We start from the raw sequence: 25,038 nt of genomic DNA, 5'->3' as shown, positions 1-25,038 counted from the left end.
GGCACACGTCTGGCTGCGGTCCTTCTCGTAGGAGCGCATCGCGGCACATCGGGCCACAGAGGTCGCCCAGCGACCGCCGTGGCCCTTTTGTGCCGTGTCTAAGCGACGGAGAAGGGCCACTGCCAGGCGGACCCAACCACCGCAACGACGGAGAAGGGCCGTGGCCCGACGAACCGAACCACGGCCCTTCGCGAACCGGAGCGTAGAGCTAGACTTCGGCGCCTTCGAGCAGTTCCGTCACCAGGGCGGCGATGGGTGAGCGTTCGGAGCGGGTCAGCGTGATGTGGCCGAAGAGCGGGTGGCCTTTGAGGGTTTCGACGACGGCGGCAATGCCGTCGTGCCGGCCGACGCGCAGGTTGTCACGCTGGGCGACGTCGTGGGTGAGGACGATCTTTGAATTCTGGCCGATGCGGCTCATCACGGTGAGGAGGACGTTCTTCTCCAGTGACTGGGCCTCGTCCACGATCACAAAGGCGTCGTGCAGGGAACGTCCGCGGATGTGGGTCAGCGGCATGACTTCCAGCATGCCGCGGTCCATGACCTCCTCCACGACTTCCTGGCTGACCAGCGCTCCCAGCGTGTCAAAGACGGCCTGCGCCCAGGGGTTCATTTTTTCCGATTCGGAGCCCGGCAGGTAGCCAAGCTCCTGGCCGCCGACGGCGTAGAGGGGACGGAAGACAATCACCTTCCGGTGTTCCCGGCGTTCCAGCACGGCTTCAAGACCGGCACAGAGTGCCAGGGCTGATTTACCCGTTCCGGCCCGGCCGCCCACGGAGACGATGCCCACCGCGGGGTCCATCAGCATGTCAATGGCAAGCCTTTGCTCGGCGGACCGGCCATGCAGGCCGAAGACGTCCCGGTCCCCCTTGACCAGCCGGACCTGCTTGTCGGCTCCGACGCGGCCCAAAGCGGAGCCGCGGTTGGAGAGCAGCACCAGGCCAGTATTTACCGGCAGTTCGGCGGCGGCGGGAATGAACACAGGCTCGTGTCCGTACAGGGTGGAAACCTCTTCCTCGCTGGCTTCCACCTCAGCCATCCCCGTCCAGCCGGAGTCTTTCACCAGTTCGTTGCGGTACTCGTCGGCAGTAAGCCCCATGGCGGAGGCCTTGACGCGCATCGGCAGGTCTTTGGAGACAACGGTAACGTTGCGTCCTTCGTTCGCCATGTTCTTGGCAACGGCGAGAATCCTGCTGTCGTTGTCCCCGCTGCGGAAGCCCAGTGGAAGTACCTCAGCGGAAATGTGGTTCATCTCCACCACCAGGGTGCCCCCGTCGTCGCCAATGGGAATGGGCTGGTTCAGGCCTCCGTGTTTGACCCTGAGGTCATCGAGCAGCCGCAGCGCCTTGCGGGCAAAGTATCCGAGTTCGGGATCGTGCCGTTTCGCCTCCAATTCGCTGATCACAACAATGGGAACAATAACGTCATGCTCGGCGAAACGCAGCAGGGCCCGGGGGTCCGAGAGCAGGACAGAGGTGTCAATGACGAAGCTGTTTATGGTGGCTTCCCTTCCGGAGACAGCAAAACCGGCCGCAGCAGTTGCCGCACCGGTCTTTGAGGTAGCTCGCATGGCGCGAGAGGAAGCTTTCTCTCCCTGGTCGGATACGACCTCGGGCAGTTGCTCAGAAGTAGCCACATCGACTCCAGCCCCGGGCGAACCCGGATTTGTTATTGGTGAGGCGGCTCGGCCTGAAGGCCGGGCTCGGCCTCCCATACAATCGGTGCGAAACTTCGCTCCATGTATTGGCCTCCCCGATCAGCCGGCGGTTTTGCCTGCTGATGGTTACAACGTAAGACCAGCTCGAGGAATTTCCGACTTCATCCGTCGGCGATTCCTGTTGCCGTCGTGTGAATTGCGGATGAACGACGGCGGCAGGCGCCGCAACAAGAGCAGGCTACAGATCTCCAGCGGCCGGATTCGGCCAGGACTGCGTGCGAAAGGCCTCAGGCTCCGAAGCGGCGCTGCCTGCCTGCATAGTCGCGGAGCGCGCGGAGGAAGTCCACCTTGCGGAATGCGGGCCAGAGGGCCTCGCAGAAATAGAACTCGCTGTACGCGCTTTGCCACATCAGGAAGCCGGAGAGCCGCTGCTCCCCCGAGGTCCTGATGACGAGGTCCGGATCCGGCTGGCCCCTGGTGTAGAGAAAGCGGGATATGTCGTCGACGCACAGGTTGTCCGCCAGGGTGGTGATGTCGGTCCCTTTGGCGACGGCGTCATGCAGCAGTTCCCGGACGGCATCAACGATTTCGCGGCGGCCGCCGTATCCCACCGCCACATTGACATGGATCTTTTCCCGCACCGGCGTGCGGGCTGTGAGTTTGTTGAGCCGCTCGGCCAGGTAGTCGGGGAGCAACTCGGGGGCACCCATCGCGTGGACGGAGATGTTCACGTCCTCGTCGAGCCGGTCAAGGGTGTTGGCAATGATCCCCATGAGGAGGTCGAGTTCTTCGCTGGACCTGTTCATGTTGTCCGTGGACAGCATGTAAAGCGTCACCACCTTGACGCCCAGTTCCTGGCACCAGCCCAGGAACTCATGGATCTTGTCCGCTCCGGCCTGGTGGCCCTGGCTGGTGGGTGCGTTGAACTGCCTGGCCCAGCGCCTGTTGCCGTCCACCATTACGCCGATGTGTTCAGGGATGCGGCCTCCGGAGAGGTCCCTGAGCAGCCTGCGCTCGTAGACGCCGTAAAGGAACCCTGGCAATTCCACCCGGAGACTCACCTGACTTCCTTGCTGTACGACGGCATTGCACATCCTAGGCTACCGTCCGCAGCAGGATGGACCGCCTCCGTGAACGCGCTCCCGGGACTCCCACTTGTTACTGGGCGGTAACTTACTGACGCGTAGGTTATTCTGGAAGCATGACCAGCGAGACTCCACCAGGCCCCCGCAACCCGGAACTGGAGCCAGGACAGAGCGCTATGGATGATGCCGCGGTCCGCCTTGCAGAACTCCTGATGATCAAGCCCAAATGGCGCGGCTGGATCCATACTGTTACGGCGCCGCTGGCGCTAATCGCGGGCGTTGTCCTGGTGGCGCTGGCCCCCACAGCAGACCGAAAAATCACCTCAGCGATCTACGCTGCCACGGGCGTCCTGCTCTTCGGGATCAGCGCGGTGTATCACCGGGGCAACTGGACTCCCGGTGTGAAGATGGTGCTGAAGCGGCTGGACCACACCAACATCATGCTGGTCATCGCCGGAAGCTACACGCCCCTTGCCTGGTCATTGCTGGACCGGCCCAAAGCCATCCTGTTGCTCTGGGTCATTTGGTCTGGAGCCATCCTGGGAGTCCTGTTCCGGCTCCTGTGGACGAACGCGCCCCGGTGGCTGTACGTACCCATCTACATCGCGCTGGGCTGCGGGTCCCTCTTCTACCTTCCGGAGTTCTTTGCTGCCAGTGTCCCGGCTGCTGTTCTCATCTGCGCGGGAGGGGTCCTGTACATCGCCGGCGCCATCTTCTACGCCCTCAAGAAGCCCAACTTCAGCTACCGGCACTTCGGTTTCCACGAACTCTTCCACGCCCTCACGGTCCTTGCCTTCGGAGCGCACTTCACCGCCATCGCCATCGCGGTGCTCAGCTGACTCGTTGGGTGTTACAGCACCCCGCCGGGGCCTGGAACCGTCATCGCCGCCAGTCGTCGCCGAAGCTCTGCCACACTGCTGACCGGCATCTCACAGACCATGTTCCGGCACAGGTAGACCAGAGGGGTGCCGCCGGGCCCACCGGCCCTGCCAGCGAGCAGGGGCACCTGCACGTCCCCTGAAGGCGTACCGGACGGACTCGCCGGCCCACCGCCGTCGTCCCCCACCGCGATCACCAGCCCCGGACTTGGAGAGTTGAGCAGTTCACGGTGCAGCGCAGTCCTTTCAGGACTGTCAGGCCCGACGACGGCGGCCTCCACCGGTCCCGCCAGCGCCGCCTGGGCGGTGGCCAGCAGCCAACCGACGGCGCCCGGCGCCCGGACCGCAAGGGGCGGCAGGAGGGACAGAATGTGTCCGGCCATGGCCCGGTGTTCGGCAGATCCGGAGAGGGCAGCGTAGCTGAGGAGGACTCCGGCGAAGGCTGATGCACCGCTCGGGGTAGCCCCGTCATAGGGCTCGAGCCCCGACTGGCCTCCCTGTGCTGAACTGACCTGCGCCGCCCCCTCGGAGGTATCCACCAGCCGGCCGGAGACGACAAAACGGCTGCACGCGGCCTGAACCAATTGTTCGGCGAACCCGTACCAGTAGGGCTGGCCGCTGACGGCGTACAGCGCGAACATACCCTCGGCACAGAAGGCATAGTCCCCAAGGAGTCCGCCGATCCCGCGGGCTGTCCCGGCATGCGAAACCCGCATCAGCAGCGGTGGAACGTGCGCAGGATCTTCCTGGCCGCTTATTGGTGCGGGCGGGCTGGGCTGCCAGTGGACGCGCTCCAGGTATGCAGCGATGGATTCGGCCGCGGACACAAAGTCCCTTCGGTCAAGCACCGCGCCCGCTTCGGCCAGCGCGGCAACAGCCAACCCGTTCCAGCCGGCCACAATTTTTTCATCGCGCGCGGGCTGGGGGCGGAGCCGGCGGGCGGCCAGGAGCGCGGGCCGGGCCTGGTCCCACAGCTTCGCCTCAGTCGCGGTTAAAGCCCGGGCAGGGTGGAGGGGCGAGCCGAACTCCGAGACAGTGCCTTCCGGTCCCACGTTCATCAGCTGCGCCACAGCCGCGCCTGCGTCCGGGCCGAGCACGTCCTGGAGCGCGTTGATGGTCCAGAGGTAGGTTGCCCCTTCATGGTGTTCGCCGTCCACCACTGAATCGGCGTCAAGCGAAGATGCCAGCGCGGCGACACGCGGTTCCTGCGCTCCCGCTCCTTCCGCCGAACCGGCGTCCGGCAGGCCCAGGGAGTCCAGCATCCACTCTGCGGTGCGGGCGGCCACTTCCGCCGCCTCGCCGGCCGGAAAATCCTCGTTTCCGCCAAGCCGGATCCAGTGCACGTAGACGCGCAGCAGCTGGGCATTGTCGTAAAGCATCTTCTCAAAGTGAGGGACGGACCAGTCCCTGGTGACCGAATACCTGGCAAAACCGCCGTCCAGCTGGTCGAACAGGGCCGAACGTGCCATGGCGGCCAGTGTCCTGCCTGCCATACTCCCGGCGGCATCAGCGGTATCGGAATGGGCAGTATCGGAAGGGCCCGGACCGGACGGATCGGGATCAGGTTGGGCCGCTTTGGATTGGGCCCCTTCGGATCGGGCCGGATCAGACTGGACGGCATCATGGGGGACGGCAGCATGCCGGAGGAGGAACTCCAGCACCGCCGACGGCGGGAACTTGGGCGCGGCGCCGAATCCGCCGTCGTGCTGGTCTTCAGTCCGTGCCAGCGATTCCACGGCGCCTGGCAGTAGCAGGGAATCAACAAGCGGCGGAGTGCCCTCCAAACGCACCGCTGCAGTCAGCTGCGCCTCGCCCATGCTTTGCGCCAGTGTTTGGGCGTTCTGCTCCACTGCGTCGCGCCGTTCCTGCCATGCCTCCCAAACGGCTTCCAGGACCTGGCGGAAGGAGGGCCGGCCAGGCATGGGACGGGGCGGGAAATATGTGCCTGCGTGGAATGCACGGCCGTCCGCGGTGAGGAAGACCGACATGGGCCAGCCGCCCTCGCCGCTGATAGCCTGGGTGGCCGCCATGTAGACGGAGTCCACGTCCGGACGCTCTTCCCGGTCCACTTTGACCGCCACGAAGTGCTCATTCAGGTAGTCCGCAGTCTCCTGGTCCTCAAAGGACTCGTGGGCCATAACGTGGCACCAGTGGCAGGCTGCATAGCCGATCGAAAGGAATACGGGGACATCCCGGGCTGCAGCCTCGGCAAAGGCCTCATCACCAAACGGACGCCAATGCACGGGGTTTCCAGCATGCTGGCGCAGATAGGCGGACGGCTCCCGCTCCAGCAGGTTCTGCCTGATGTGACCGCCTGGGAATTCGCCGGGTGCGCGTCCGGCGTCAGCGTTGTGAGCGTCCCGCATCGCCGTTCGGCTCCGGAAGGATTGCCTCCGAATGGCCACGCTCGGAAGTTTCAGGTTCTGAAGTGGCTGGTTCTGAAGTGGCAGGTTCTGAAGTGGCAGGCGTGCGGCCGTAGGAGCCGGCGTCCTCCGCCTCGACGTCGGCCGCCGCTGCCGCCGCCATGCGCTCCTCCTCCACCTGGGCCCGGTACCGGACACGGCGGATGCGTCGCACCATATCAACGATCAGCAACGTCGTAGCCAGCACAAAAAAGGCCGTCATGATGAAGCCCCACAGCCCCGGGGTGATCTGGTCCTCGGAGATGCCCTCACGCAGGCTGGGCGTGGGCAGCGGCGTCGGAGTGGTGGCCAGGGCGACGAGCAAGTGTTGCACGGTTCAAACCTTCTGTGGAAACGATGGCAGCAGGGGCGTGGATTCCGGGTTCGTTGGCGGCACCGGTCCGGTCTTTTCTACTCTTCTGTTACGTATTTTCTACTGTTCCGTAACTTCTACTGTTCCGTATTTCTACGGGGCATAGAAATTGCCTGCTGTCTCTATCTTAGCCCCGCAAAGAGATCCTTTTCCGGCAAATGGGCCGGAACCCGGGACTGGATCAGGGAGTAGTCCTCCCATGGCCAGGCGCGGCGCTGCATCTCGGCCGAGACAGCGAAGAAGAAGCCCAGCGGATCCACCTGGGTGCGGTGCGCGCGGAGGGCGTCGTCGCGGGCTTCGAAGTAGTCGCCGCAGTCAATCTGGGTTGTGGTGGGGTGCGGGGCAGGCGGCGGCGTATGGCCTTCAGCATCAGTTTCCAGCCAGGCCGCCAGCCGCTCAGCATAGGGAGACTGCAGCCCTGCCTCTTCCAGGGCAAAATGCAGGGCCCGGAACCGCTCGGGGCTGAAGGCGCGGTCATAGTACAGCTTGCCGGGCTCCCAGGGCTCGCCTATTCCCTGGTAGCGGTTGGGATCGCCGGCCGCTTCGAACGCTTCCACAGCCACCCTGTGCGCCATGATGTGGTCAGGGTGGGGGTAGCCGCCATTTTCGTCATAGCTGATCATGACGTGCGGCTTGAACCGCCGGACCAGCCGTATCAGGGGCGCGGCTGCACGCTGGAGGGGCTGGGTGGCGAAGGACCCCGCCGGCAGGGGCGGGAGGGGATCGCCCTCAGGAAGTCCGGAGTCCACAAAACCAAGCCATCGCTGCCGAATACCCAGGACCTTGGCGGCGTTGTCCATCTCAAGCCGCCTGGCACCTGCCATGTCCCGCTTGGGATGCGGCTCCCCGTCCACTGCAGGGTTTTGGATATCGCCCCTCGAACCGTCGGTGCACGTTGCCACCATGACTTCCACCCCGGCAGCGGCGTACATGGCCATGGTGGCCGCGCCCTTGCTTGACTCGTCATCGGGGTGGGCGTGGACTGCGAGCAGCCGGAGCGGGGCCGAGGTTGTACTGGACGCTGTCATCGGGGACGGCTCCTTTTCCTTCTAATGCTGCTGCTCCGGCCGCTCGGGCCGGAGATATGTGGACGGGGTGGGTAAGGGGCGGCGGGAAACCACGGCCGGAGAACCAACACCCGGATCCGCACTAAACTGAACTGGTGACGTCCCAGGATCAGCCAGCCCTTCCCCCGCCGGCAGACACTAGCCTAACCAATCGTTATGGCAGCCAAAAGCCGCGGCTCTCCCCGGGGGCCAAGCGTGCCATCGGAATCACAGCACTGGCTGCAGGAATCGGTTTTATGGCGTGGGTTTCGACGTCCTCAGCCACCTCGGGAGTGACCTTCAAGGACATCGGCTTCAACGTTGCCGATGCCACCCAGGCAGAAGTGGATTTCCAGGTGACCCGGGAACCTGGCACGGCCGTCAATTGTGCGGTCAAGGCCCTGGACTCCAAGTTCGCGGTGGTGGGCTGGAAAGTGGTTGACATCCCGCCCGGCCAGCCGGATGGGACCGCGGACAACGGGCGGACCGCTTCCCAGCGGGTGGTCCTGAAAACGGAATCCCTTTCTGTCTCCGGCGTGGTGGACAGCTGCTGGGTTCCGGAGTCCGGCAGTCCGAAAATGTGATCTGCGCCGCTCCGGTGTTGGGTTTATTCCACAGGATTGATTACAATGGAGCAATACCTTTACCCCGCTGAGCTGGTTACTGAGTTCCACAAGTGGCCACCATGGCGGGGTCTTTTGCTGTATGACCCAAGAGGAGAAGTCCGTGTCTACCACCAACAGCGCGCCTGCAGCCTGGCTCACCCAGGAAGCTTTTGATCGCCTGAAGGCAGAGCTGGACCACCTTTCCGGCGCAGGCCGGGCGGAGATTGTCCAGAAGATTGAAGCAGCCCGCCAAGAGGGCGACCTCAAGGAAAACGGCGGATACCACGCGGCCAAGGAGGAGCAGGGCAAGATTGAAGCCCGCATCCGCCAGCTGACAGCACTCCTGCGCGATGCCCATGTGGGGGCGGCCCCCGCCGACGACGGGATCGTCGAACCGGGAATGATTGTTGTGGCAAAAATCGCCGGCGACGAGGAGACGTTCCTTCTCGGATCCCGTGAAATCGCCGGTGATTCAGACCTCGACGTTTTCAGCGAAAAGTCTCCACTTGGTGCCGCCATTGTGGGCCACAAAGAGGGCGAGAAACTGAGCTACACCGCACCCAACGGTAAGGACATCACGGTGGAGATCCTCTCTGCCAAGCCCTACGCCGCCTAGCTCTTCCGCTGCAACGACAAACACCGGCCATCCTCACGGGTGGCCGGTGTTTTCGTTATCCGGCGCCTGCCGAAGTCCCTACAGCACGGAGGTGCGGCTACCCCTGAAGCGTCCCGGAACTCCGGGGACGCAGCAGCATGGCGGCGATAACGCCGCCGGCCGCGCCACCCAGGTGTGCCTGCCAGGAAATGTACCCGGCCACGATGGGAAGCGCGCCCAGCAGGATGCCGCCGTACGCCATAAACAGCACGATCGAAAGCAGGATCTGCCCCCAGCTGCGGTTGAAGAAACCGCGCACCAGAAGGAAGGCGAACAGCCCGAACACGAGGCCGGAGGATCCCACCGTGATGCCACCGTCACCGATCAGCCACACCGTAAGGCCTGACCCGAGCCAACTGAATGCCAGCGCTGTCAGGAAAACGCGCAGTCCTGACAGGAACACCAGGAAGCCAAAAATGATCAGCGGCAACGTATTGGAGAGCAGGTGGTTCACGCTCGCATGGAGCAACGGAAAAGTGAAAATGTCCAGCAGGCCGTCCAGGCTCCGCGGCCGAAGACCGAACGTCCTGTTCAGTGCATGAAAAGTGAGCATGTTGATCACTTCAATCACCACCAGGACCAGGGCGAAGCTGCCCACCACGAGCAGCCCGCCTTTGGCCCGGGAGGCAGTGGTCTCACGGTTTCTGGGAACTCCGTCTCCTGCAGCGCCGAACATTGCCCCTCCTAGTGCACCACTATGGGCTGGAAGCCCTCTGCGCGGAGGGCACTGAGTACCTGTTCGCAGTGCTCGTGGCCCTTGGTTTCGAGGTTCACGGTGATGGAAACGTCTCCCATGCTGATGGAGCCCCCCACCCGGGTGTGGTCCAGGCCAGTAACGTTGGCATCGTTCTCCGCGATGATGCGGGCGATCGTGGCCAGCGAGCCCGGCCGGTCATCAAGCATCATCCGCACTGTCATATAGCGTCCGGCGGCCGAGAGGCCCCGCTGGATGACTTTGAGCATCAGCATGGGGTCAATGTTTCCGCCGGAAAGAATGACAGCAGTTGTGCCGGGATTTTCGATTTTGCCGTCCAGCAGGGCAGCGACGCCCACGGCACCAGCCGGTTCGACCACCAGTTTGGCCCGTTCCAGCAGGAAAATCAGCGCCCGCGCGAGGGAATCCTCGCTGACTGTCACAACATCGTCCACCAGTTCCCGGATGATGCTGAACGGCAACTGCCCGGGACGTCCGACGGCGATGCCGTCCGCCATGGTTGATACCCGCTTCAGCGGAACCAGGGCATCTGCCGCAAGAGACGGCGGATACGCGGCGGCATTCTCCGCCTGGACGCCGATGATACGGATTTCCCGGCCCAGTTCCTTGGCCCGTGCCTTCACGGCGACGGCGACTCCGGCGAGGAGCCCTCCGCCGCCAACGCCCATCAGGATGGTGTCCACGTCCGGGATCTGTTCCAGGATCTCCAAGCCGACAGTCCCTTGGCCGGCCACAACGTCCACGTTGTCGAAGGGGTGGACAAAGACTGTTCCTGACTCGTTGGCGTATCGCTGCGCCTCCGCGAGCGCCTCATCAACGTTGTGCCCATGCAGGATCACCTCGGCGCCGTGGCTGCGGGTGGCCGCCAGCTTGGGGAGCGCCACACCCATCGGCATGTAGATGCGCGCCTTGATGCCAAGGCTTTTGGCAGCAACTGCCACGCCCTGGGCATGGTTGCCTGCGGACGCAGCAACCACTCCGCGCTTCTTTTCCTCCGGTGAGAGCCGGGCCATGCGCACGTAGGCTCCGCGGACCTTGAATGAGCCGGCCCGCTGCAGGTTTTCGCACTTGAAATAGACGTCTCCGCCCACCATGCTGCCCAGGGCCCGGGACGATTCCACCGGTGTCCGCGCAATAATCCCCTCGAGCAGCTTCTGCGCCTCCAGGACATCGTCCAGCGTGACGGGAAGGGTTTCAAGGATGTTCACGGACTATTCTCCTTTGGCGGGTTCGGCTCCGGTGCCAGGGCCTGTTGGTACGGGCGGGACATCCGGATTGGGTGTTTCTGTGCTGGCAGCGGCGTCCTTGCCGCGCCTGGACCTGACGCGTGGCAGGGTGATGTCCTTGAACGTGTCGTCGTGCCCCGCGCCAACTGTCACCACCCCTCCGGGTGTTGCCAGCACTTGTTCATGTTCCCACGTTCTGCCGGCGATGTAGCGAATCGCCGAGTTTGCGACAGCAAGAATGGGCACCGAGAAAAGTGCACCAGGGATTCCGGCGAGGTAAGACCCTGCTGCCACGGACAGGATGACAGCCACCGGATGCAGGGCCACCGCCTTCCCCATGACCAGCGGCTGAAGAATGTGGCTCTCCAGTTGCTGGACCAGCAGGACGATCGCAAGCATGATGAGGGCGTTGACCGGTCCGTTGGCCACCAGGGCCAGCAGGACGGCGATGGCGCCAGTCACCAGGGCACCCACCACCGGGATGAAGGAGCCGATAAACACCAGCACACTCAGGGGCAGCGCAAGGGGGACACCGATAATTGCCGCGCCCACGCCGATGCCAACAGCGTCCACGAACGCCACGAACATCTGGATGCGCGCGTAGCTGACCATGGACGTCCACCCGCGGCGCCCGGCACCGAACGCCGCGGCGCGTGCTTTCTTCGGGAGCAGCCGGACCAGGAAGGCCCAGATCCTGTCACCTTCGAGCAGGAAGAAGATCAGGATGAAAAGCGCCAGAACAAGGCCAGCGGCGAAATGCCCGGCGGTGCTTCCAAAGGACAACGCGCCGCTGAGGATGCTGCTGCTGTTGTCCTGGAGTGCGGTAGTGGCTTCCCGGAGGTATTGGTCGATCTGGTCCGCCGTGAGATGCAGGGGGCCCTCAGCCAGCCAGTCCTGGATCTGCCTGACGCCCGCAAGTGCTTCGGACCAGAGTTCGCCGAATCCTGAGATGAGCTGCCTGCCCACCAGGGCCAGGGATCCTGCGATCAGGCCAAGGAAGGCAAGCACCGTGACTGCCACGGCCGCGCCGTTGGGCAGTTGGCGCCTCCGCAGCCAGCCCACAACGGGGCTCAGCAGCCCTGCCAGCAGCGCAGCCACCATAACCGGAATGATCAGGAAACTGATCCGGCTGAGCAGCCAGATCAGGGCTCCGCCCACCAGCAGAATCAGTCCAAGCCTCCATGCCCAGGCTGCCGCAATACGGACACCGTAAGGGATGTCACGGTCAAGTTCCCGGTCTGCCAGGACCCGCACTGGCGGGGCCTGTTCTGTCCTGAGCGCGCTCCCGCCCTGCGAAGTGGCGGCGGATGTGCTGGATGGAGTGGCGTCCTCGGCTGGCGTCATAGCCCTAATACTTCCCCAGCGTTGGCCTTATGGGAAACCGCTACCCGGCATCGCCCAGCGTGGCATCGATGCCCCAGGAGATGGTGAAGCTGTCCCCCGGCGGCAGCCACCTGAGCCCGTCACCCGAGTTGAAGGCGTTCGCAGGTCCGGTCATGGGCTCAATGGCCACCGCGCGGGTCCTGCCCGGATATTGGTCCGTGACAAAAACATGGACATAGGAGCACGCTTCGTCCTGCCACAGCGAGACGCTGCGTCCGTCCGGTGAGCTGAGCGTGTGGCGGGACACGCCGCCGTCGAACGCCAGATCCGTCAGGGCGACGTCGATGTCCAACGCCCCCACGTTCTTGCCCTGGCGCAGGTCCGTGTCTCCGCTGACTGGCTCCGAGGAGCGCGGGATCAGCCGCTCGTCCGCTACCAGCTGGGTAGTGGCCCCAACCGTCAACAGCAGGTCACCGGGGTCGGTGTCTCCCAATCGCAGATAGGGATGAGCGCCCAGGACAAAGGGAGCGGGCGCTTTGGAGCTGTTAATGAGTGTCTGCCTGACCACGAGGCCCAGGTCCTCCGCAAGAGCGTACTGAACCTGGTGGCGCAGCAGGAAGGAATAGCCATGCTGGGGAAAAATCGTCGCCTCGAGAGTCACCGAGAACTGCGACTCATCAACCAGCGCATAGGACGCGTTGCGCAACAACCCGTGGCTCGCGTTGTTCCGCTTTACCTCCGTAATGTCCAGCTGCTGTTTCTTCCCGTCGAGATACCAGACCCCGTCCTCCACCCTGTTAGCCCACGGGGCAAGGGTGATCCCCGCAGCCCCAGGCGGGATATCGGAATTCCCGTACGTCTCGGTAAGCAGCACACCGGAGCGGCTGTAGAGGCGGAGGCCGGCGGCGAGCTCGGTGACGATGGCGACGGCGTTTCCCCGCCGGAGCTCGTACTGCCGTCCGGTGGCAAAGGACCGGAATCCGTCGGAAGAACCGGAGTCTGCGTTTGAACTGGGAGTCATGGGCACCACGGTACAGGGCACCGCGAGGGTGCAGCCAACAGACGTGCCTTGTTCTATTTTGTTAGAATCTATTCTTTTCTGAGCTATATATGCCACACTTAAGGACGACAGTAAAAATATCTCAGGAGGGTCCATGCTGGCAGCACAACGGCAGCACCTCATTCTCCAGGAGCTTGAGGCGGCCGGAACCGTCCGGGTGGCTGCCCTGGCGGAACTCCTGGACGTTTCCGAAATGACCGTCCGCCGGGACATTGATGCCCTGGATGCCGGCGGACTCCTGCTTCGGGTCCATGGAGGTGCGGCACGCACGGATAGTTTCAGTGCCCTGGAACCCGCCTTTGCCAGCAAGTCGACCCGGGAACTGGCGGCCAAGGCAGCCATCGCAGCAGAGGCAGTTCGGCTCATTGAACCCGGCATGACGTTGTTGATTTCGGGCGGCACCACTACTTTCGAACTGGCCAGGATCCTGCCGGGGAACATGGGACTGACTGTCGCCACCAATTCCCTGATGGTGGCCAACTCGCTGGCTTCAGGCGTGGAAGAGGACGGAAGCGATATCCGGACCCTGATCCTGGGCGGTGAACGCACTCCCTCGGAAGCCCTGGTCGGCCCCCTGGCTGCGCAGGCTGTGCGGACGCTGGAAGCTGACCTGTGCTTTATGGGAGTCCACGGCATGGACCCCCAGGCCGGCATTACGTCCCCCAACCTGCTCGAGGCAGAGCTCAACGCAGCCATGATCTCAGCGTCGAGGAAGCTCATTGTGTTGGCCGATGCCACCAAATATGGGCTGGTTGGCCTTGCCGGCATTTCGCCTTTGTCCGCCATCCACACCCTCATTACCGATGTCCGCATCACCGAGGCGGCCGGAGACGCCCTGGCCGCCCTCCACCAGGCAGTGGGTGACATCCGGATCGCCGGGCTTGAGCCTGGCCCGGACGGGCCAGCAGCCGGAGCCCTCATTCCACCCCCTGGGGCGGAACACCTTTCCCCACCCGCATCCAAAGGACAATAGCCATGACAGGTATTACCAACACCACGCTTGCCGACGGCCGCGAGCTGATCTATTTCGACGACGCCGCTACCCCCAAATACCGCACGGCTGAAACCACCACCGATCACCGTGACCTGCCCGCACGCGGCGAGCCCGGCGAGGTCCGGTTTGATGCGCTGACGGAAGAATGGGTTGCGGTGGCTGCCCACCGGCAGACGCGGACCCACCTGCCTCCGGCAGACCAGTGCCCCATCTGCCCCACCACGCAGAACAACCCGTCGGAGATTCCCGCGCCGGACTACGACGTTGTGGTCTTTGAAAACAGGTTCCCGTCACTCGGCCCCGCACTGGGCCCGGTGCCGGCCAACCCGGCATGGGGAACCACAGGCCCGGCCTATGGGCGGTGTGAGGTGGTGTCCTTCACCCCGGAGCACACGGGATCATTCAGCGGCCTGACGGAGGCCCGGGCACGGACTGTAGTGGAGGCCTGGGCCCACCGCACGGAAGCATTGAGCGCGCTGTCCGGCATTAAGCAGGTCTTTCCGTTCGAGAACCGTGGAGCTGACATTGGGGTGACCCTCCACCACCCCCACGGACAGATCTACGCCTACCCCTACGTCACCCCGCGCGCGGGAGTCCTGGGCGCGGCCGCACGTAAATTCTATGACCAGGCAGATGGGCAAAAGACGCTCACCGGCTCGCTGTTGAGCGCCGAGCGGGAAGACGGTAGCAGGATGGTGATGGAAAGCGAGAACTTCAGCGCCTACGTGCCCTTCGCCGCGCGCTGGCCACTGGAAATCCACCTTGTCCCCCACCGCCAGGTCCCGGACCTGGCCGCCCTCAGCGGCGAGGAAAAGGACGAACTGGCCCACGTCTACCTGGATTTGCTCAAGCGCCTCGACGCTCTCTACCCCACACCCACGCCATACATTTCGGCGTGGCACCAGGCCCCTCTTGACGACGTCCTGCGGCCGGCAAGCTATCTGCACCTGCAGCTGACCTCGCCGCGCCGGGCTGCGGACAAACTCAAGTTCCTTGCCGGCTCCGAGGCGGCGATGGGCGCCTTCATCAACGACACCACTCCGGAAAGTGTGGCGGAGCGGCTTCGCGCCGTGAAGGTGCCCGCGTCCACCCCCTCCCCCGCCGAATCCCCGCTTAACATCCCCTCCCCCGCCGCCAGCCTGGCGGCCGCAAGCAAAGGAGCCTCCGCGTGACCGCCGCCCCAGACCCGCTGACAACCACAGCGGCCCCGCCCACCACCGCCGAACTCACCAGCCGGTTTGAGCGTGCATTCGGCAGGCTTCCCGACGGCGTCTGGCAGGCACCGGGACGGGTGAACCTGATCGGCGAGCACACAGACTACAACGAGGGCTTTGTGCTCCCGTTTGCCATCGACAAGACGGCCCGTGTTGCCGTTGGAGTCCGCGCCGATTCCACTATTCGGCTGCTCTCCACGTACGGGGACCAAGGCATGTTCACCACTGACGTGCAAGGGCTGGATGCCTCGGCGGCCAAGGGCTGGACCAAGTATCCGCTCGGAGTGATGTGGGCGCTGCAACAGCGTGGCATAGCAGTACCCGGCTTGGACCTGCTCCTTGATTCGAATGTTCCGCTGGGTGCCGGCCTGTCCTCTTCGCATGCGATCGAGTGCGCCGTCGTCTCAGCCCTGAATGAACTGACAGGAGCCGGCCTGGCCGCGGAAGAGATGGTTCTCGCCACGCAGCAGGCGGAAAACGACTTTGTGGGCGCCCCCACCGGCATCATGGACCAGTCGGCCTCGCTGCGTGGATCAAAGGACCATGCAGTTTTCCTCGACTGCCGGGACCAGAGCGTGCGCCTGGTGCCGTTTGAGACTGAGCCCGCGGGACTGGTGATGCTGGTGATCGACACGAAGGTGTCCCACTCCCACGCCGACGGCGGCTACGCATCCCGCCGTGCTTCCTGTGAACTTGGCGCGGAGGTCCTCGGCGTCAAGGCCCTCCGCGATGTTCAGGTGGCCGACCTCGAAGAAGCCAGCGGACTCCTGGACGAGCTGACCTTCCGCCGCGTCCGCCACGTGGTCACCGAAAACGACCGGGTACTCCAGACTGTGGACCTGCTGGCCAGCGAAGGCCCTGCCTCCATCGGTGCGCTGCTGGATGCCAGCCACGTATCCATGCGGGACGACTTCGAGATCTCATGCCCGGAACTGGACCTCGCCGTTGATACCTCCCGTATGCACGGCGCCATCGGCGCCCGGATGACCGGCGGCGGCTTTGGCGGCGCGGCCATCGCCCTCACACCGGTGGGCTCTGAGCAGCAGGTGCGCAACGCCGTCGAACAGGCTTTCTCCGACGCCGGGTTCAAGGCCCCGGATATCTTCACTGTGGCGCCAGCTGCCGGCGCCATGCGCATTTCTTAAAGGACACGAACCTCACCCAGGACAGTGGTCCTTGGGACACCCCGGAAAAGCAGGAGAGGCCCCATCAAATGATGGGGCCTCTCCTGTTGAACCACAGCTCCTGTGAACTACAGCTCCTGTTGAACTACGACGGCGGGGTGTCCGCCGGGGATTTATTCGTCGCCGCGCAGGATGGCCAGCAGGCGGATGATCTCCACGTAGAGCCAGACCAGCGTTACCGTCAGGCCAAATGCCGCCGTCCACGAGAAGCGCTGCGGGGCGCCGCTGTTTACTCCGGCCTCAATGCTGGTGAAGTCCATGATGAGGGAGAAAGCGGCCAGGCCGATGGCCAGGATGCCAATGAAGACGCCCAGCGGGATCCCGAGGATTTCAACGCTGGTGCGCAGGCCGAACGGCTCCTGAACAGCGCCGGTCCACATCATGACCATGTTGATCAGTGAGAAGACGGCATAACCGATGAGCGCGATCATAAAGAAGCGCATGGCCTTGGGCGTTGCCCGGACCTTGCCGCTCCTGAACAGCACCAGGGTGACTGCAAAGACGGACAGCGTTCCGATGACGGCCTGCAGGCCTACGCCGGGGAACATGCCGTCCAGGATGCGGGTCAGGCCACCAAGGAACAGACCTTCCAGGCCGGCGTACGCGAGGATCAGCGCGGGAGATGGCTGCTTCTTGAACGTGTTGACCAGGGCAAGCACAAAGCCGCCCAGGGCGCCAACAATCATCAGCATGTAGGCCAGGCTCAGGCCAACGAACAGTGTCACGGCAGCACCGGCCACCACAACCGCCAGGCAGGCAGCCGTCTTGACGATGACGTCGTCATAGGTCATCCGGCCGATGTCAGCCGGGCCGGCGGCCGGCTGGTTGTACATCTGCTGCAGCTGCTCATTGGTCATGTTCTGCGGCTGGGACCCCCAGCCGCCCTGCGGACCTGCGGTCATGCCGGGAGCCTGCTGGCCATACTGGCCATAAGGCTGCTGGCCATAGGGGTGCTGGCCATAGGGAGCCTGACCAAAAGGCGCCTGCGGGACAGGCGGTGCCTGGGTGGCTCCACGGAAATTCTTTCCGTTGAAGATCGGGTTTCCGCCAAGTGCCATTGCGGGTGTCCTCCAGATAAGTGATGGGTAGTGAACTTAAGGTTCACGTTACCAATTTCCACGTGCTCGCGCCTCTGATAGTTCCGCGTGGGCGGGCGCCGCAACACAACTGTGACGTGCACGGCTCCCCGTCTTTTCAGCGAAGGCAACGACCGTTAAGAAATACCGTGGATCAACAATTGTTTCTTTAGCTGGTCTAACCATTACTCTCGCCATCCCTACATGGTTGTTATCCGATCGCTACCAGACGGGGCCTCCCAGCTGCGAATAATCGCCCTGACGGGCTGTAACATTGGCCACACACGGTGACCAACCTCACAGAAACTGCTGCTTTTTCTGTTCAAGTCAAAGCTTTTGCAGGGAGCAGTTTTCCAAGATGCAGCACAGCGGTCAGTCCCCGTGCCGTTCGCAGCGGTTGCAAAGGCGCAGCCAGCCCACCCCCCAAGTGGAGGTTTTTCAATTTGAGAAGTACATCCAAAGGCCGGCCGCCGAAGCGGCGCGGCGGAATGCTGAAGATGCTGGGGGCTGTCTCAGCCTCAGTGCTGGCAATCCTGCTCGTCGTTGCTCCGGCATCACTGGCCACATCCCCGTCACCGACACCATCCCCGTCACCTACGGCGTTCCAAAACAGCATCAGCGGCTTCCTTCGGGATGACGAGCGCAAACCCATCGCAGATGTCACCATTACCGCCAAGAGCGGCGATTTCACTGGAACAGCAAAGTCCGCCGCCAACGGCGCCTGGACTATTGGCGTACCTACTCAGGGAACCTACGAAGTGGAGCTGGACGAGTCCACGCTTCCGGAGGGCATCAAGCTGGCTGAAGGCCAGGAAAACCCGCGCAACGTAACGTTCAGCCAGACCTCCAATCTCTCGGTGATCTTCGCCTTTGGTGAAGGAATCGTCGTCCAGGAGCAAAACTTCGCCCAGAATCTCCTCAACCGTTTGGTTGCAGGCCTCAGCTTCGGCCTCCTGCTGGCCCTGGCCTCAGTAGGGCTCTCACTGATTTTTGGTACTACCGGCCTCACCAACTTTGCCCACGGTGAAATGGTGACCCTGGGCGCCGTCGTGATGTTTGGCCTCAGCGCCATGAACCTGCCCTTCTGGCTCGCGGGAATCCTGGCCCTGCTGCTCGGCGGCCTGTTCGGTTACATTCAGGACGCCGGCCTCTGGAGGCCGCTCCGCAGCCGCGGGACAGGCCTTGTCCCCATGATGATCGTCAGCATCGGCCTTGCCTTGGCCGTCCGCTATGTCATCCAGTTCAACTTTGGCGGCGCCACCCAACAGCTGCCCTTTGCCCAGTCCCCCGAGATCCAGCTGGGCGCGGTGTCCATCTCGCCCAACAACCTGTGGTCCCTCATCATCAGCGCCGTTGTCATACTCCTGATAGGCATCGTCCTGCTCAAAACGCGTTTGGGAAAGGCCACCCGCGCGGTGGCAGACAACCCGGCATTGGCGGCCGCTTCAGGCATTGACGTCGATTCCGTCATCCGCATCGTCTGGGTCGCCGGTGGAATGCTGGCAGCGCTGGGCGGCATCCTCTGGGCTTACTACCGTCCTGGCGTCACTTTCGACATGGGCTCGCAGATCCTACTTCTTATTTTCGCCGGAGTCACGCTGGGCGGTCTGGGAACAGTCTTCGGTGCTTTGGTGGGATCCATCATCGTCGGAATCTTCGTCGAACTAACCACTGTCTTCGGACTGGCTGCCGACCTGAAGTACGTGGGCGCCCTCTTCATCATGATCATCGTCCTCTTGTTCCGTCCGCAGGGTATCCTCGGCCGGCGCGAGCGTGTGGGTTAGGAGACAGCCTTGGACTTCGGATTCATTCTTTCCAGTGCCCTCAGTGAGCTTTTCACTCCGACGACGGCGGCATACGCTTTGGCCGCTTTGGGTCTTGCTGTTCACTTCGGCTACTCAGGCCTGCTGAACTTCGGTCAAGCCGGGTTCATGGCAGTGGGAGCGTATGGCTTTGCCATCTCCACGCTGACCTTCGGCGTTCCGTTCTTTGTTGGACTGCTCATTGCCATCCTCTGTTCCTGCCTGTTTGCCCTGCTGCTGGGTATCCCCACCCTTCGGCTCCGGGCAGACTACCTGGCCATCGTTACCATCGCCGCCGCCGAAATTGTGCGATACGTCGTTACCACTAACCAGCTGGACGCAGTGACTGGATCAGCGGACGGCCTGGGCGCCTTCGAAGGCGGATTTTATGGCATGAACCCTTTCCCTGAGGGCTCATATCTGGGCATGAATAACCGGGACTTCTTCATCCGCGTCGTGGCGTGGGCCTTGGTCATCATTTGTTGCGTTGTCATCTGGCTGCTGATGCGCAGCCCCTGGGGGCGTGTACTCAAGGGCATCCGCGAAGACGAGAACGCTGTCCGTGCCCTCGGAAAGAATGTCTACGCCTACAAAATGCAGGCACTGGTCATCGGCGGCGTGCTCGGCGCCCTGGCCGGCATGATATTCACGCTTCCCCGCGGCGCCGTGCAGCCGGCCAACTACGGCACCGAACTCACCTTTTTCCTCTGGACGTGCCTCCTCCTCGGTGGCATGGCCACTGTGCTGGGACCCGTCGCCGGTGCGATGATTTTCTGGGTGGTGCTTTCGCTTACCCAGGGCATCCTCTACGGCCTGATCGAGTCCGGCGCCGTGACCTGGCTGACCACAGTCCAGGCGGGCCAGCTGCGTTACATCCTTGTAGGGGTGGCGCTGATGCTGCTGATGATCTTCAGGCCGCAAGGCGTCTTCGGCAATAAGAAGGAGCTGGCGTTCGCATGAACCAAAGCGCGCATTCAATAGACAACACAGGCAAACAAGTCAGCGTCGACTACATGACGGACACCAGTCCAATTGCCGTTGGCGAGGCGGCTCCCGGCTGCCAGAAGAGGGATCCCATCGTGGTGGCCGAAAACATCACCCGGAGCTTCGGTGGCATCAACGCCGTTGACGTGGAGTACCTCGAAATCCCGCGACATAAGATCACCGCCCTCATCGGCCCCAATGGAGCCGGAAAGACCACACTCTTCAACCTCCTGACCGGCTTCGATGCGCCCAACTCCGGAAAATGGAAGTTCGAGGAAAAGGACATCCAGGGTGTGCCCTCGTACAAGCTTGCCCGTATGGGAATGGTGCGCACTTTCCAGCTCACCAAGGTCATGGGCAAGCTCACGGTGATGGAGAATATGCGCCTTGGCGGCTCCGACCAGCCGGGTGAACGCCTCTCGAAGGCCCTTTTCAAAGGAATGTGGGGCAGCCGCGAGAAGGAAATCACCGCCCAGGCCGAGGTCCTGCTGGAGAAATTCAAGCTCGACGCCAAGAGGGACGATTACGCTGCTTCCCTGTCTGGCGGCCAGCGCAAGCTCCTGGAAATGGCACGCGCCCTGATGGTCCGGCCGAAGCTGGTGATGCTGGATGAGCCAATGGCCGGTGTCAACCCGGCCCTGACCCAGTCCCTGCTGGACCACATTAAGAACCTCAAGGCAGAAGGCATGACCGTCCTGTTTGTGGAGCACGACATGAACATGGTCAGGCATATTGCCGACTGGGTTGTTGTGATGGCCGAAGGAAAAATCGTGGCAGAGGGTCCCCCTGGTGAGGTGATGAAGAACCCGGCCGTCATTGACGCCTACCTGGGCGCTCACCACGATGTCGATCTTGGCGACACCGAGGGGATCAAGGAACTGGAAGCAGTACTGGAAGCGGACGAGGAATCGATCGTCGGTACGGAGAACGCGGGCATCATTGCTGTTGACGCAGTGGCCCCAAATCTCCGGGGCGCGGACCTGGAGCAACCTGGCCTCAGCCCGGAAACCCTCCAAGTGCCGGATGCCGATGAACCCAACTCCCCCGAGTCCGGTTTGGCGGAGCCTGGCTACAAAGACAAGGACAAAGAATGAGTGCCACCAGCGCAGCCCCCGCAGCCCAGCACGCATCGGAGGATGGCGTCGTCGTCAGGGTCACGGACCTTGTGGCGGGTTACCTCCCGGGTGTGAATATCCTCAACGGATGCAGCATCGAAGCCCGGAAAGGCGAGCTGATCGGCATCATCGGCCCCAACGGCGCCGGTAAGTCCACCCTGCTGAAGGCCATGTTCGGCCTGGTAAAAGTACATTCCGGCTCAGTTGTTGTGCGCGGTAAGGACATCACCGGGCTTAAGGCCAACAAGCTGGTCACCCAGGGTGTCGGCTTTGTGCCGCAAAACAACAACGTGTTCGCGACCCTCACCATCGAAGAAAACATGCAGATGGGGATGTTCCAGCGGCCCAAGGACTTTGCCGAGAGGTTTGACTTCGTCACCAGCCTGTTCCCGGAGCTTGGCAAGCGGCGGGCCCAGCGTGCAGGGTCGCTGTCCGGCGGTGAACGCCAGATGGTGGCGATGGGGCGGGCTCTGATGATGGAGCCTGCGGTCCTGTTACTCGATGAGCCGTCCGCAGGCCTGTCACCGGTCAAGCAGGACGAAACCTTCCTGCGCGTGCACGAGATCAACAGGGCCGGGGTCTCGGTCATTATGGTGGAACAGAATGCGCGCCGCTGCCTGCAGATCTGTGACCGTGGCTACGTCCTGGACCAAGGCAAGGATGCTTACACCGGCACCGGCCGGGAACTCATGAAGGATCCCAAGGTCATCCAGCTCTACCTTGGGACTTTGGCTGACACGGTGGAGGAGGGCCAGGGATAGGGCTCCGATAGCAAGTTTCGTTGGAGGGCCGTCACCTGCCGGTGGCGGCCCTTTAGCGTGCTCCTTCCCCATCGGTCGCCCACGTGGGCAACCGATGCAGGGCAGGCCTATGCAGCGCAGGATAAGGCGGCTCAGGCGCCTGGCCTGTCATCTGGTTTAGGTCCTGACACAACAAAGGCTCCCGTCCATGGACGGGAGCCTTTGCTGGTTATGCCTTACAGCTTGCCGAATTCTTCCTTGACAGGCTGCGGCTTGTTCGAGTCGTCGTATTCGTAGATGCCGATAAAGGCTTCCGTGGGGTCACCGGCATCCGAGAAGGTGATCGGACCCGACTGGCCGTCGTAGTCGATATCCTTGCCGTCTCGGAGCAACGTCACGCACGAAGCGAAGTTGCTGCATTTCTCGCCGCCCTCGGAGACTTCCTTCAGCTTGGCCGCGATATCAGCTCCCTTGGTGCTCTTTGCTGCTTCCGAGGCCAGTGAAATCAGGTTCACAGCATCGTAGGACTCACCGGCGTAGTTGTAGCTCACCAGTGCGGGATCCAGTGCCAGGAGCTTTTGCTTGAAGTCTTCCTTGGCGAACGTTCCGGGCTGCGTGCCTTGGGTTCCCTTCATTGTTCCCGGTGAGAGATCCTTGCTGTAGTCAAAGAGGTTGCCGTCCACCATGAACATCTGCGGTGCCTTGATGCCCTTGCTGGTGAAGAGCGGATAGATGCTCTTTGCTTCGTCGAAGGTGATCAGGGCGATTGCGTCCGGTTTGGCAGCTACGATCGCGTCAACCTGGCTGCTGAACTGTGAATCGCCGGTGTTGTAGAGCTGTTCGGCGACGACCTTCCCGCCGGCAGCTTCGAAGGCTTCCTTGACGTTCTTCTGCAGGCCTGTTCCGTAAGCGTCGTTCAGGACCATCATGCCGAGTGTCTGGGCGCCACAGGCAACGATGTAGTTGCCCAAGACCTTGCCCTGGAGCACGTCAGAGGGGGCCGTGCGCCAGTAGAGGCCCTTGTCATCCCAGGTGGTGAAGTCCGGCGAGGTGTTGGCCGGGGAGAAGTGGAGGACGCCTGCACCGGTGATCTGGTTGATCACGGTCTTGGAGACAGACGAGGAAGCTGCGCCGATAACCGCGCTGACTCCCTGGCCCAGCAGGGCGCTGGTGGACTGCGTGGCGATGTCGGTCTTCGTGTCGCCCGAGTCGCGGTGGGTGACTTCAATCGGCTTGCCCAGAACACCGCCAGCATCGTTGACCTCTTTGACGCCGAGGTTGACGCCAGCAATTTCGGGTGGGCCCAGGTACGCCAGGTTGCCGGTTGTGGGCAGCAGCGATCCGAGCTTCAACGGTGTGTCCGTAGTGGTGCTGGACGGCGGAACGGCTCCTGTGGGAGCTGCCGCCGCTGAGGTGCTGGCACCGGCACCGGCACCTGCCGGGCAGGAGATTGCTCCTGAAGGCGCGGTGGTGGTCTCCGTCGCGCTTGGGGTGGTGGTGCCACCACAAGCGGTAGCCAGAAAAGCGACGCCGACGCTAAGCGCTGTGAGCTTGGCGATACGGGACGACGCAGGGGGGAGTGAAATCATTGACAAACTCCTGGATCGAAAGGTGCGAACGGCCTTTGATGCGGATGGTCAGGTGTTCCTGACTTAACTTCAAGCTAATCCATATCCGGCGCGAACATAAGTGACTGAGGTCACATCCTTATAACAGTCGTTGCATATGCGAAATTAAGTGACAAGATGCCCTTCACGCACGCGCGGCGGCTCTCAAAGCCCGGCCCACCCCGGCGGGAAAGGGGAACGTTGTGCCCCAGGCGAGACTCGAACTCGCAACACGCGGATTTTAAGTCCGCTGCCTCTGCCAATTGGGCTACTGGGGCGCCCGGTCAATGATATCCCGTCACAACCCCGCAAAAGGGGCGGCATAGCGGAAGGTGCCGTGAACTCCTCCGGGCCACAACGCCAGCGGCAGGAGCTGGAAGCTGTCGGCCCAAATTTCTTCGGGAGGCAGCACACCCAGTGACGTGGCGGGCACAAAGCCGAAGCGCGGGTAGTACTCGGTACTTCCCAGCAAAGCGATGCCGCTCTCCCCCGCAGCGTTGGCACGCGCGATGGTTTCATTCATCAGCGCGCTTCCGATGCCGTGCCGTTGGAGCCTGGGGGTCACGCCAATCGGGCCGAGTCCCAGCAATTCATGCTCGCCCACCCAGCCGCGGGTACTGATGACGTGGCCCACCACCTCGCCGTCAAGGACAGCCACAATGCTGAACTCGGGCAGGTACTCCTCACACTCGAACAGTTGGCGGAGCACGTCCACTTCAATCGGCTCTCCCTTGGCCGGCAGGCCTGTTGCCGGCGATATGGCAAAGGCCTCCGCCGTCAGGGCAAGGATCTTTTCCCGGTCCTCGGCCGTTTCGTTGCGCAGCACCAGTTCGGGACGGGGCTGGTGACTGTTTTCCGCTGCCAACTCAGCCAAAACTTCCAGGGCACGGGCAGCCTCTCCGGCAGGAACCAGCAGATGGTCGTGGTGGAACCCTGCCAGCACGTTGCAGCTGATCTTGGCGTCTGTCAGGGCCCGGCTCACCGCGGCTGTCAGGCCCACGGCCTCCAGCTCAGAATGGATCTGCAGGGTGATCCAGGCCGCCACGAAGTCGTAGGGCAGGCCCAGGCCGTCCGCTTCGGAGCGGGGAAGGACCACCGTCAGCCCCTCAGCCTCACGCACTGCGGCCTGGATCCCCGCGGCAAGCGGCCTCCCATGGGGCCAGAGGACATAGACATACTCCCCTTCGCGCACTACAGGGTGGATCGCTGCCAGCAGGGCCTGGAGGTTCTTGTCGCCAGTCATGGTGCCAGTCTAGAAGGACGGGGCGTCCACAACGCGAATGGCGCCCCGCACCCAAAC

The 25,038-nt window shown here is 63.0% G+C and carries 22 protein-coding genes and 1 tRNA gene; 10 read left to right on the top strand and 13 right to left on the bottom strand.

The features are described from left to right. Positions 1 to 208: 208 nt before the first annotated feature. Positions 209 to 1,633, bottom strand: coding sequence for a PhoH family protein (locus F8G81_RS06805; RefSeq protein WP_267278246.1), 1,425 nt, complete (start codon positions 1,631 to 1,633; stop codon positions 209 to 211). Positions 1,634 to 1,941: 308 nt separating this feature from the next. Continuing rightward, on the bottom strand, positions 1,942 to 2,703 hold the full coding sequence (locus F8G81_RS06800) for an isoprenyl transferase (protein WP_267279142.1): 762 nt from the start codon (positions 2,701 to 2,703) through the stop codon (positions 1,942 to 1,944). Positions 2,704 to 2,915: 212 nt separating this feature from the next. On the opposite strand from F8G81_RS06800, the gene trhA reads away from it, so the two are divergent. After that, positions 2,916 to 3,578, top strand: coding sequence for a PAQR family membrane homeostasis protein TrhA (gene trhA, locus F8G81_RS06795; protein ID WP_267279141.1), 663 nt, complete (start codon positions 2,916 to 2,918; stop codon positions 3,576 to 3,578). Positions 3,579 to 3,589: 11 nt separating this feature from the next. Here the strand turns inward: trhA and F8G81_RS06790 are convergent, their stop codons facing one another. From F8G81_RS06790 to mca, 3 genes are all read right to left on the bottom strand, one after another. Further along, positions 3,590 to 5,983 (bottom strand): thioredoxin domain-containing protein, encoded by a 2,394-nt coding sequence (locus tag F8G81_RS06790; protein ID WP_267278245.1) that lies wholly within the window; start codon positions 5,981 to 5,983, stop codon positions 3,590 to 3,592. Then, positions 5,961 to 6,353, bottom strand: coding sequence for a hypothetical protein (locus tag F8G81_RS06785; RefSeq protein ID WP_267278244.1), 393 nt, complete (start codon positions 6,351 to 6,353; stop codon positions 5,961 to 5,963). Before F8G81_RS06785 ends, F8G81_RS06790 begins: the two co-directional genes overlap by 23 nt. Before the next feature lie 161 nt (positions 6,354 to 6,514). Continuing rightward, positions 6,515 to 7,420, bottom strand: coding sequence for a mycothiol conjugate amidase Mca (mca, locus tag F8G81_RS06780; RefSeq protein ID WP_267278243.1), 906 nt, complete (start codon positions 7,418 to 7,420; stop codon positions 6,515 to 6,517). A 134-nt stretch (positions 7,421 to 7,554) separates the two neighbouring features. On the opposite strand from mca, the gene F8G81_RS06775 reads away from it, so the two are divergent. Together F8G81_RS06775 and greA are read left to right on the top strand one after the other, a co-directional pair. Further along, the gene (locus tag F8G81_RS06775) at positions 7,555 to 8,022 is read left to right on the top strand and encodes a DUF4307 domain-containing protein (protein ID WP_267278242.1); all 468 of its coding nucleotides are present in this window, start codon (positions 7,555 to 7,557) and stop codon (positions 8,020 to 8,022) included. Between the two features lie 142 nt (positions 8,023 to 8,164). Then, positions 8,165 to 8,659, top strand: coding sequence for a transcription elongation factor GreA (greA, locus tag F8G81_RS06770; protein ID WP_267278241.1), 495 nt, complete (start codon positions 8,165 to 8,167; stop codon positions 8,657 to 8,659). A 97-nt stretch (positions 8,660 to 8,756) separates the two neighbouring features. Here the strand turns inward: greA and F8G81_RS06765 are convergent, their stop codons facing one another. Genes F8G81_RS06765 through F8G81_RS06750 form a run of 4 tightly spaced genes read right to left on the bottom strand, consistent with a single transcriptional unit; the run spans position 8,757 to position 12,983 of the window. After that, positions 8,757 to 9,374: a rhomboid family intramembrane serine protease gene (locus F8G81_RS06765; protein WP_267278240.1), complete on the bottom strand. Its 618-nt coding sequence runs from the start codon at positions 9,372 to 9,374 to the stop codon at positions 8,757 to 8,759. A gap of 8 nt (positions 9,375 to 9,382) precedes the next feature. Beyond that, positions 9,383 to 10,621 carry a threonine ammonia-lyase gene (ilvA, locus tag F8G81_RS06760; protein WP_267278239.1) on the bottom strand — a complete coding sequence of 413 codons (1,239 nt, stop codon included), beginning with the start codon at positions 10,619 to 10,621 and terminating at the stop codon, positions 9,383 to 9,385. Between the two features lie 3 nt (positions 10,622 to 10,624). Further along, complete coding sequence (locus F8G81_RS06755; protein ID WP_267278238.1) at positions 10,625 to 11,983, bottom strand: AI-2E family transporter; 1,359 nt, start codon at positions 11,981 to 11,983, stop codon at positions 10,625 to 10,627. A gap of 40 nt (positions 11,984 to 12,023) precedes the next feature. Further along, on the bottom strand, positions 12,024 to 12,983 hold the full coding sequence (locus tag F8G81_RS06750) for an aldose 1-epimerase family protein (protein WP_267278237.1): 960 nt from the start codon (positions 12,981 to 12,983) through the stop codon (positions 12,024 to 12,026). 133 nt (positions 12,984 to 13,116) lie between these two features. Here F8G81_RS06750 and F8G81_RS06745 point away from each other — a divergent pair, with 133 nt between their 5' ends. The 3 genes from F8G81_RS06745 to galK are packed head-to-tail and all read left to right on the top strand — an operon-like array spanning position 13,117 to position 16,375. Continuing rightward, complete coding sequence (locus tag F8G81_RS06745; RefSeq protein WP_267278236.1) at positions 13,117 to 13,995, top strand: DeoR/GlpR family DNA-binding transcription regulator; 879 nt, start codon at positions 13,117 to 13,119, stop codon at positions 13,993 to 13,995. Positions 13,996 to 13,997: 2 nt separating this feature from the next. Next, positions 13,998 to 15,188, top strand: coding sequence for a galactose-1-phosphate uridylyltransferase (galT, locus tag F8G81_RS06740; protein ID WP_267278235.1), 1,191 nt, complete (start codon positions 13,998 to 14,000; stop codon positions 15,186 to 15,188). Further along, entirely contained in the window at positions 15,185 to 16,375 is a 1,191-nt protein-coding gene (gene galK, locus F8G81_RS06735; RefSeq protein WP_267278234.1) for a galactokinase, read from the top strand. Before galT ends, galK begins: the two co-directional genes overlap by 4 nt. A gap of 152 nt (positions 16,376 to 16,527) precedes the next feature. Here the strand turns inward: galK and F8G81_RS06730 are convergent, their stop codons facing one another. After that, the gene (locus F8G81_RS06730) at positions 16,528 to 17,472 is read right to left on the bottom strand and encodes a Bax inhibitor-1/YccA family protein (protein WP_267278233.1); all 945 of its coding nucleotides are present in this window, start codon (positions 17,470 to 17,472) and stop codon (positions 16,528 to 16,530) included. 506 nt (positions 17,473 to 17,978) lie between these two features. On the opposite strand from F8G81_RS06730, the gene F8G81_RS06725 reads away from it, so the two are divergent. The 4 genes from F8G81_RS06725 to F8G81_RS06710 are packed head-to-tail and all read left to right on the top strand — an operon-like array spanning position 17,979 to position 22,152. Continuing rightward, positions 17,979 to 19,274, top strand: a complete 1,296-nt coding sequence (locus tag F8G81_RS06725; protein WP_267279140.1) for a branched-chain amino acid ABC transporter permease — start codon at positions 17,979 to 17,981, stop codon at positions 19,272 to 19,274. A 9-nt stretch (positions 19,275 to 19,283) separates the two neighbouring features. Then, positions 19,284 to 20,252, top strand: a complete 969-nt coding sequence (locus tag F8G81_RS06720) for a branched-chain amino acid ABC transporter permease (protein ID WP_267278232.1) — start codon at positions 19,284 to 19,286, stop codon at positions 20,250 to 20,252. Continuing rightward, positions 20,249 to 21,370, top strand: coding sequence for an ABC transporter ATP-binding protein (locus tag F8G81_RS06715; protein WP_267278231.1), 1,122 nt, complete (start codon positions 20,249 to 20,251; stop codon positions 21,368 to 21,370). The genes F8G81_RS06720 and F8G81_RS06715 overlap by 4 nt, the downstream gene beginning before the upstream one ends. Beyond that, on the top strand, positions 21,367 to 22,152 hold the full coding sequence (locus F8G81_RS06710; protein ID WP_267278230.1) for an ABC transporter ATP-binding protein: 786 nt from the start codon (positions 21,367 to 21,369) through the stop codon (positions 22,150 to 22,152). The genes F8G81_RS06715 and F8G81_RS06710 overlap by 4 nt, the downstream gene beginning before the upstream one ends. Before the next feature lie 215 nt (positions 22,153 to 22,367). Here the strand turns inward: F8G81_RS06710 and F8G81_RS06705 are convergent, their stop codons facing one another. The 3 genes from F8G81_RS06705 to F8G81_RS06695 all read right to left on the bottom strand — a co-directional run bounded on the left by F8G81_RS06705 (position 22,368) and on the right by F8G81_RS06695 (position 24,981). Further along, complete coding sequence (locus tag F8G81_RS06705) at positions 22,368 to 23,720, bottom strand: ABC transporter substrate-binding protein (RefSeq protein WP_267278229.1); 1,353 nt, start codon at positions 23,718 to 23,720, stop codon at positions 22,368 to 22,370. Positions 23,721 to 23,942: 222 nt separating this feature from the next. Further along, positions 23,943 to 24,016, bottom strand: a tRNA-Leu gene (locus F8G81_RS06700). A gap of 20 nt (positions 24,017 to 24,036) precedes the next feature. Then, a complete protein-coding gene (locus tag F8G81_RS06695; RefSeq protein ID WP_267278228.1) occupies positions 24,037 to 24,981 on the bottom strand; it encodes an N-acetyltransferase in 945 nt (314 codons plus the stop codon). Positions 24,982 to 25,038 lie beyond the last annotated feature (57 nt).

Source organism: Arthrobacter sp. CDRTa11 (assembly GCF_026427775.1).
GTDB lineage: Bacteria > Actinomycetota > Actinomycetes > Actinomycetales > Micrococcaceae > Arthrobacter.
This window is presented reverse-complemented; position numbering and strand designations above follow the sequence as displayed.

Excerpts from the sequence above, each read along its gene's own strand:
- F8G81_RS06790 (WP_267278245.1), bottom strand. The coding sequence starts at position 5,983 with ATGCGGGACGCTCACAACGCTGACGCCGGACGCGCACCCGGCGAATTC.
- F8G81_RS06750 (WP_267278237.1), bottom strand. The coding sequence starts at position 12,983 with ATGACTCCCAGTTCAAACGCAGACTCCGGTTCTTCCGACGGATTCCGG.
- F8G81_RS06695 (WP_267278228.1), bottom strand. The coding sequence starts at position 24,981 with ATGACTGGCGACAAGAACCTCCAGGCCCTGCTGGCAGCGATCCACCCT.
- galT (WP_267278235.1), top strand. The coding sequence starts at position 13,998 with ATGACAGGTATTACCAACACCACGCTTGCCGACGGCCGCGAGCTGATC.
- trhA (WP_267279141.1), top strand. The coding sequence starts at position 2,916 with ATGGATGATGCCGCGGTCCGCCTTGCAGAACTCCTGATGATCAAGCCC.
- F8G81_RS06710 (WP_267278230.1), top strand. The coding sequence starts at position 21,367 with ATGAGTGCCACCAGCGCAGCCCCCGCAGCCCAGCACGCATCGGAGGAT.
- F8G81_RS06755 (WP_267278238.1), bottom strand. The coding sequence starts at position 11,983 with ATGACGCCAGCCGAGGACGCCACTCCATCCAGCACATCCGCCGCCACT.
- F8G81_RS06745 (WP_267278236.1), top strand. The coding sequence starts at position 13,117 with ATGCTGGCAGCACAACGGCAGCACCTCATTCTCCAGGAGCTTGAGGCG.
- F8G81_RS06765 (WP_267278240.1), bottom strand. The coding sequence starts at position 9,374 with ATGTTCGGCGCTGCAGGAGACGGAGTTCCCAGAAACCGTGAGACCACT.
- F8G81_RS06730 (WP_267278233.1), bottom strand. The coding sequence starts at position 17,472 with ATGGCACTTGGCGGAAACCCGATCTTCAACGGAAAGAATTTCCGTGGA.
- F8G81_RS06705 (WP_267278229.1), bottom strand. The coding sequence starts at position 23,720 with ATGATTTCACTCCCCCCTGCGTCGTCCCGTATCGCCAAGCTCACAGCG.
- F8G81_RS06725 (WP_267279140.1), top strand. The coding sequence starts at position 17,979 with ATGCTGAAGATGCTGGGGGCTGTCTCAGCCTCAGTGCTGGCAATCCTG.
- mca (WP_267278243.1), bottom strand. The coding sequence starts at position 7,420 with ATGACAGCGTCCAGTACAACCTCGGCCCCGCTCCGGCTGCTCGCAGTC.
- F8G81_RS06715 (WP_267278231.1), top strand. The coding sequence starts at position 20,249 with ATGAACCAAAGCGCGCATTCAATAGACAACACAGGCAAACAAGTCAGC.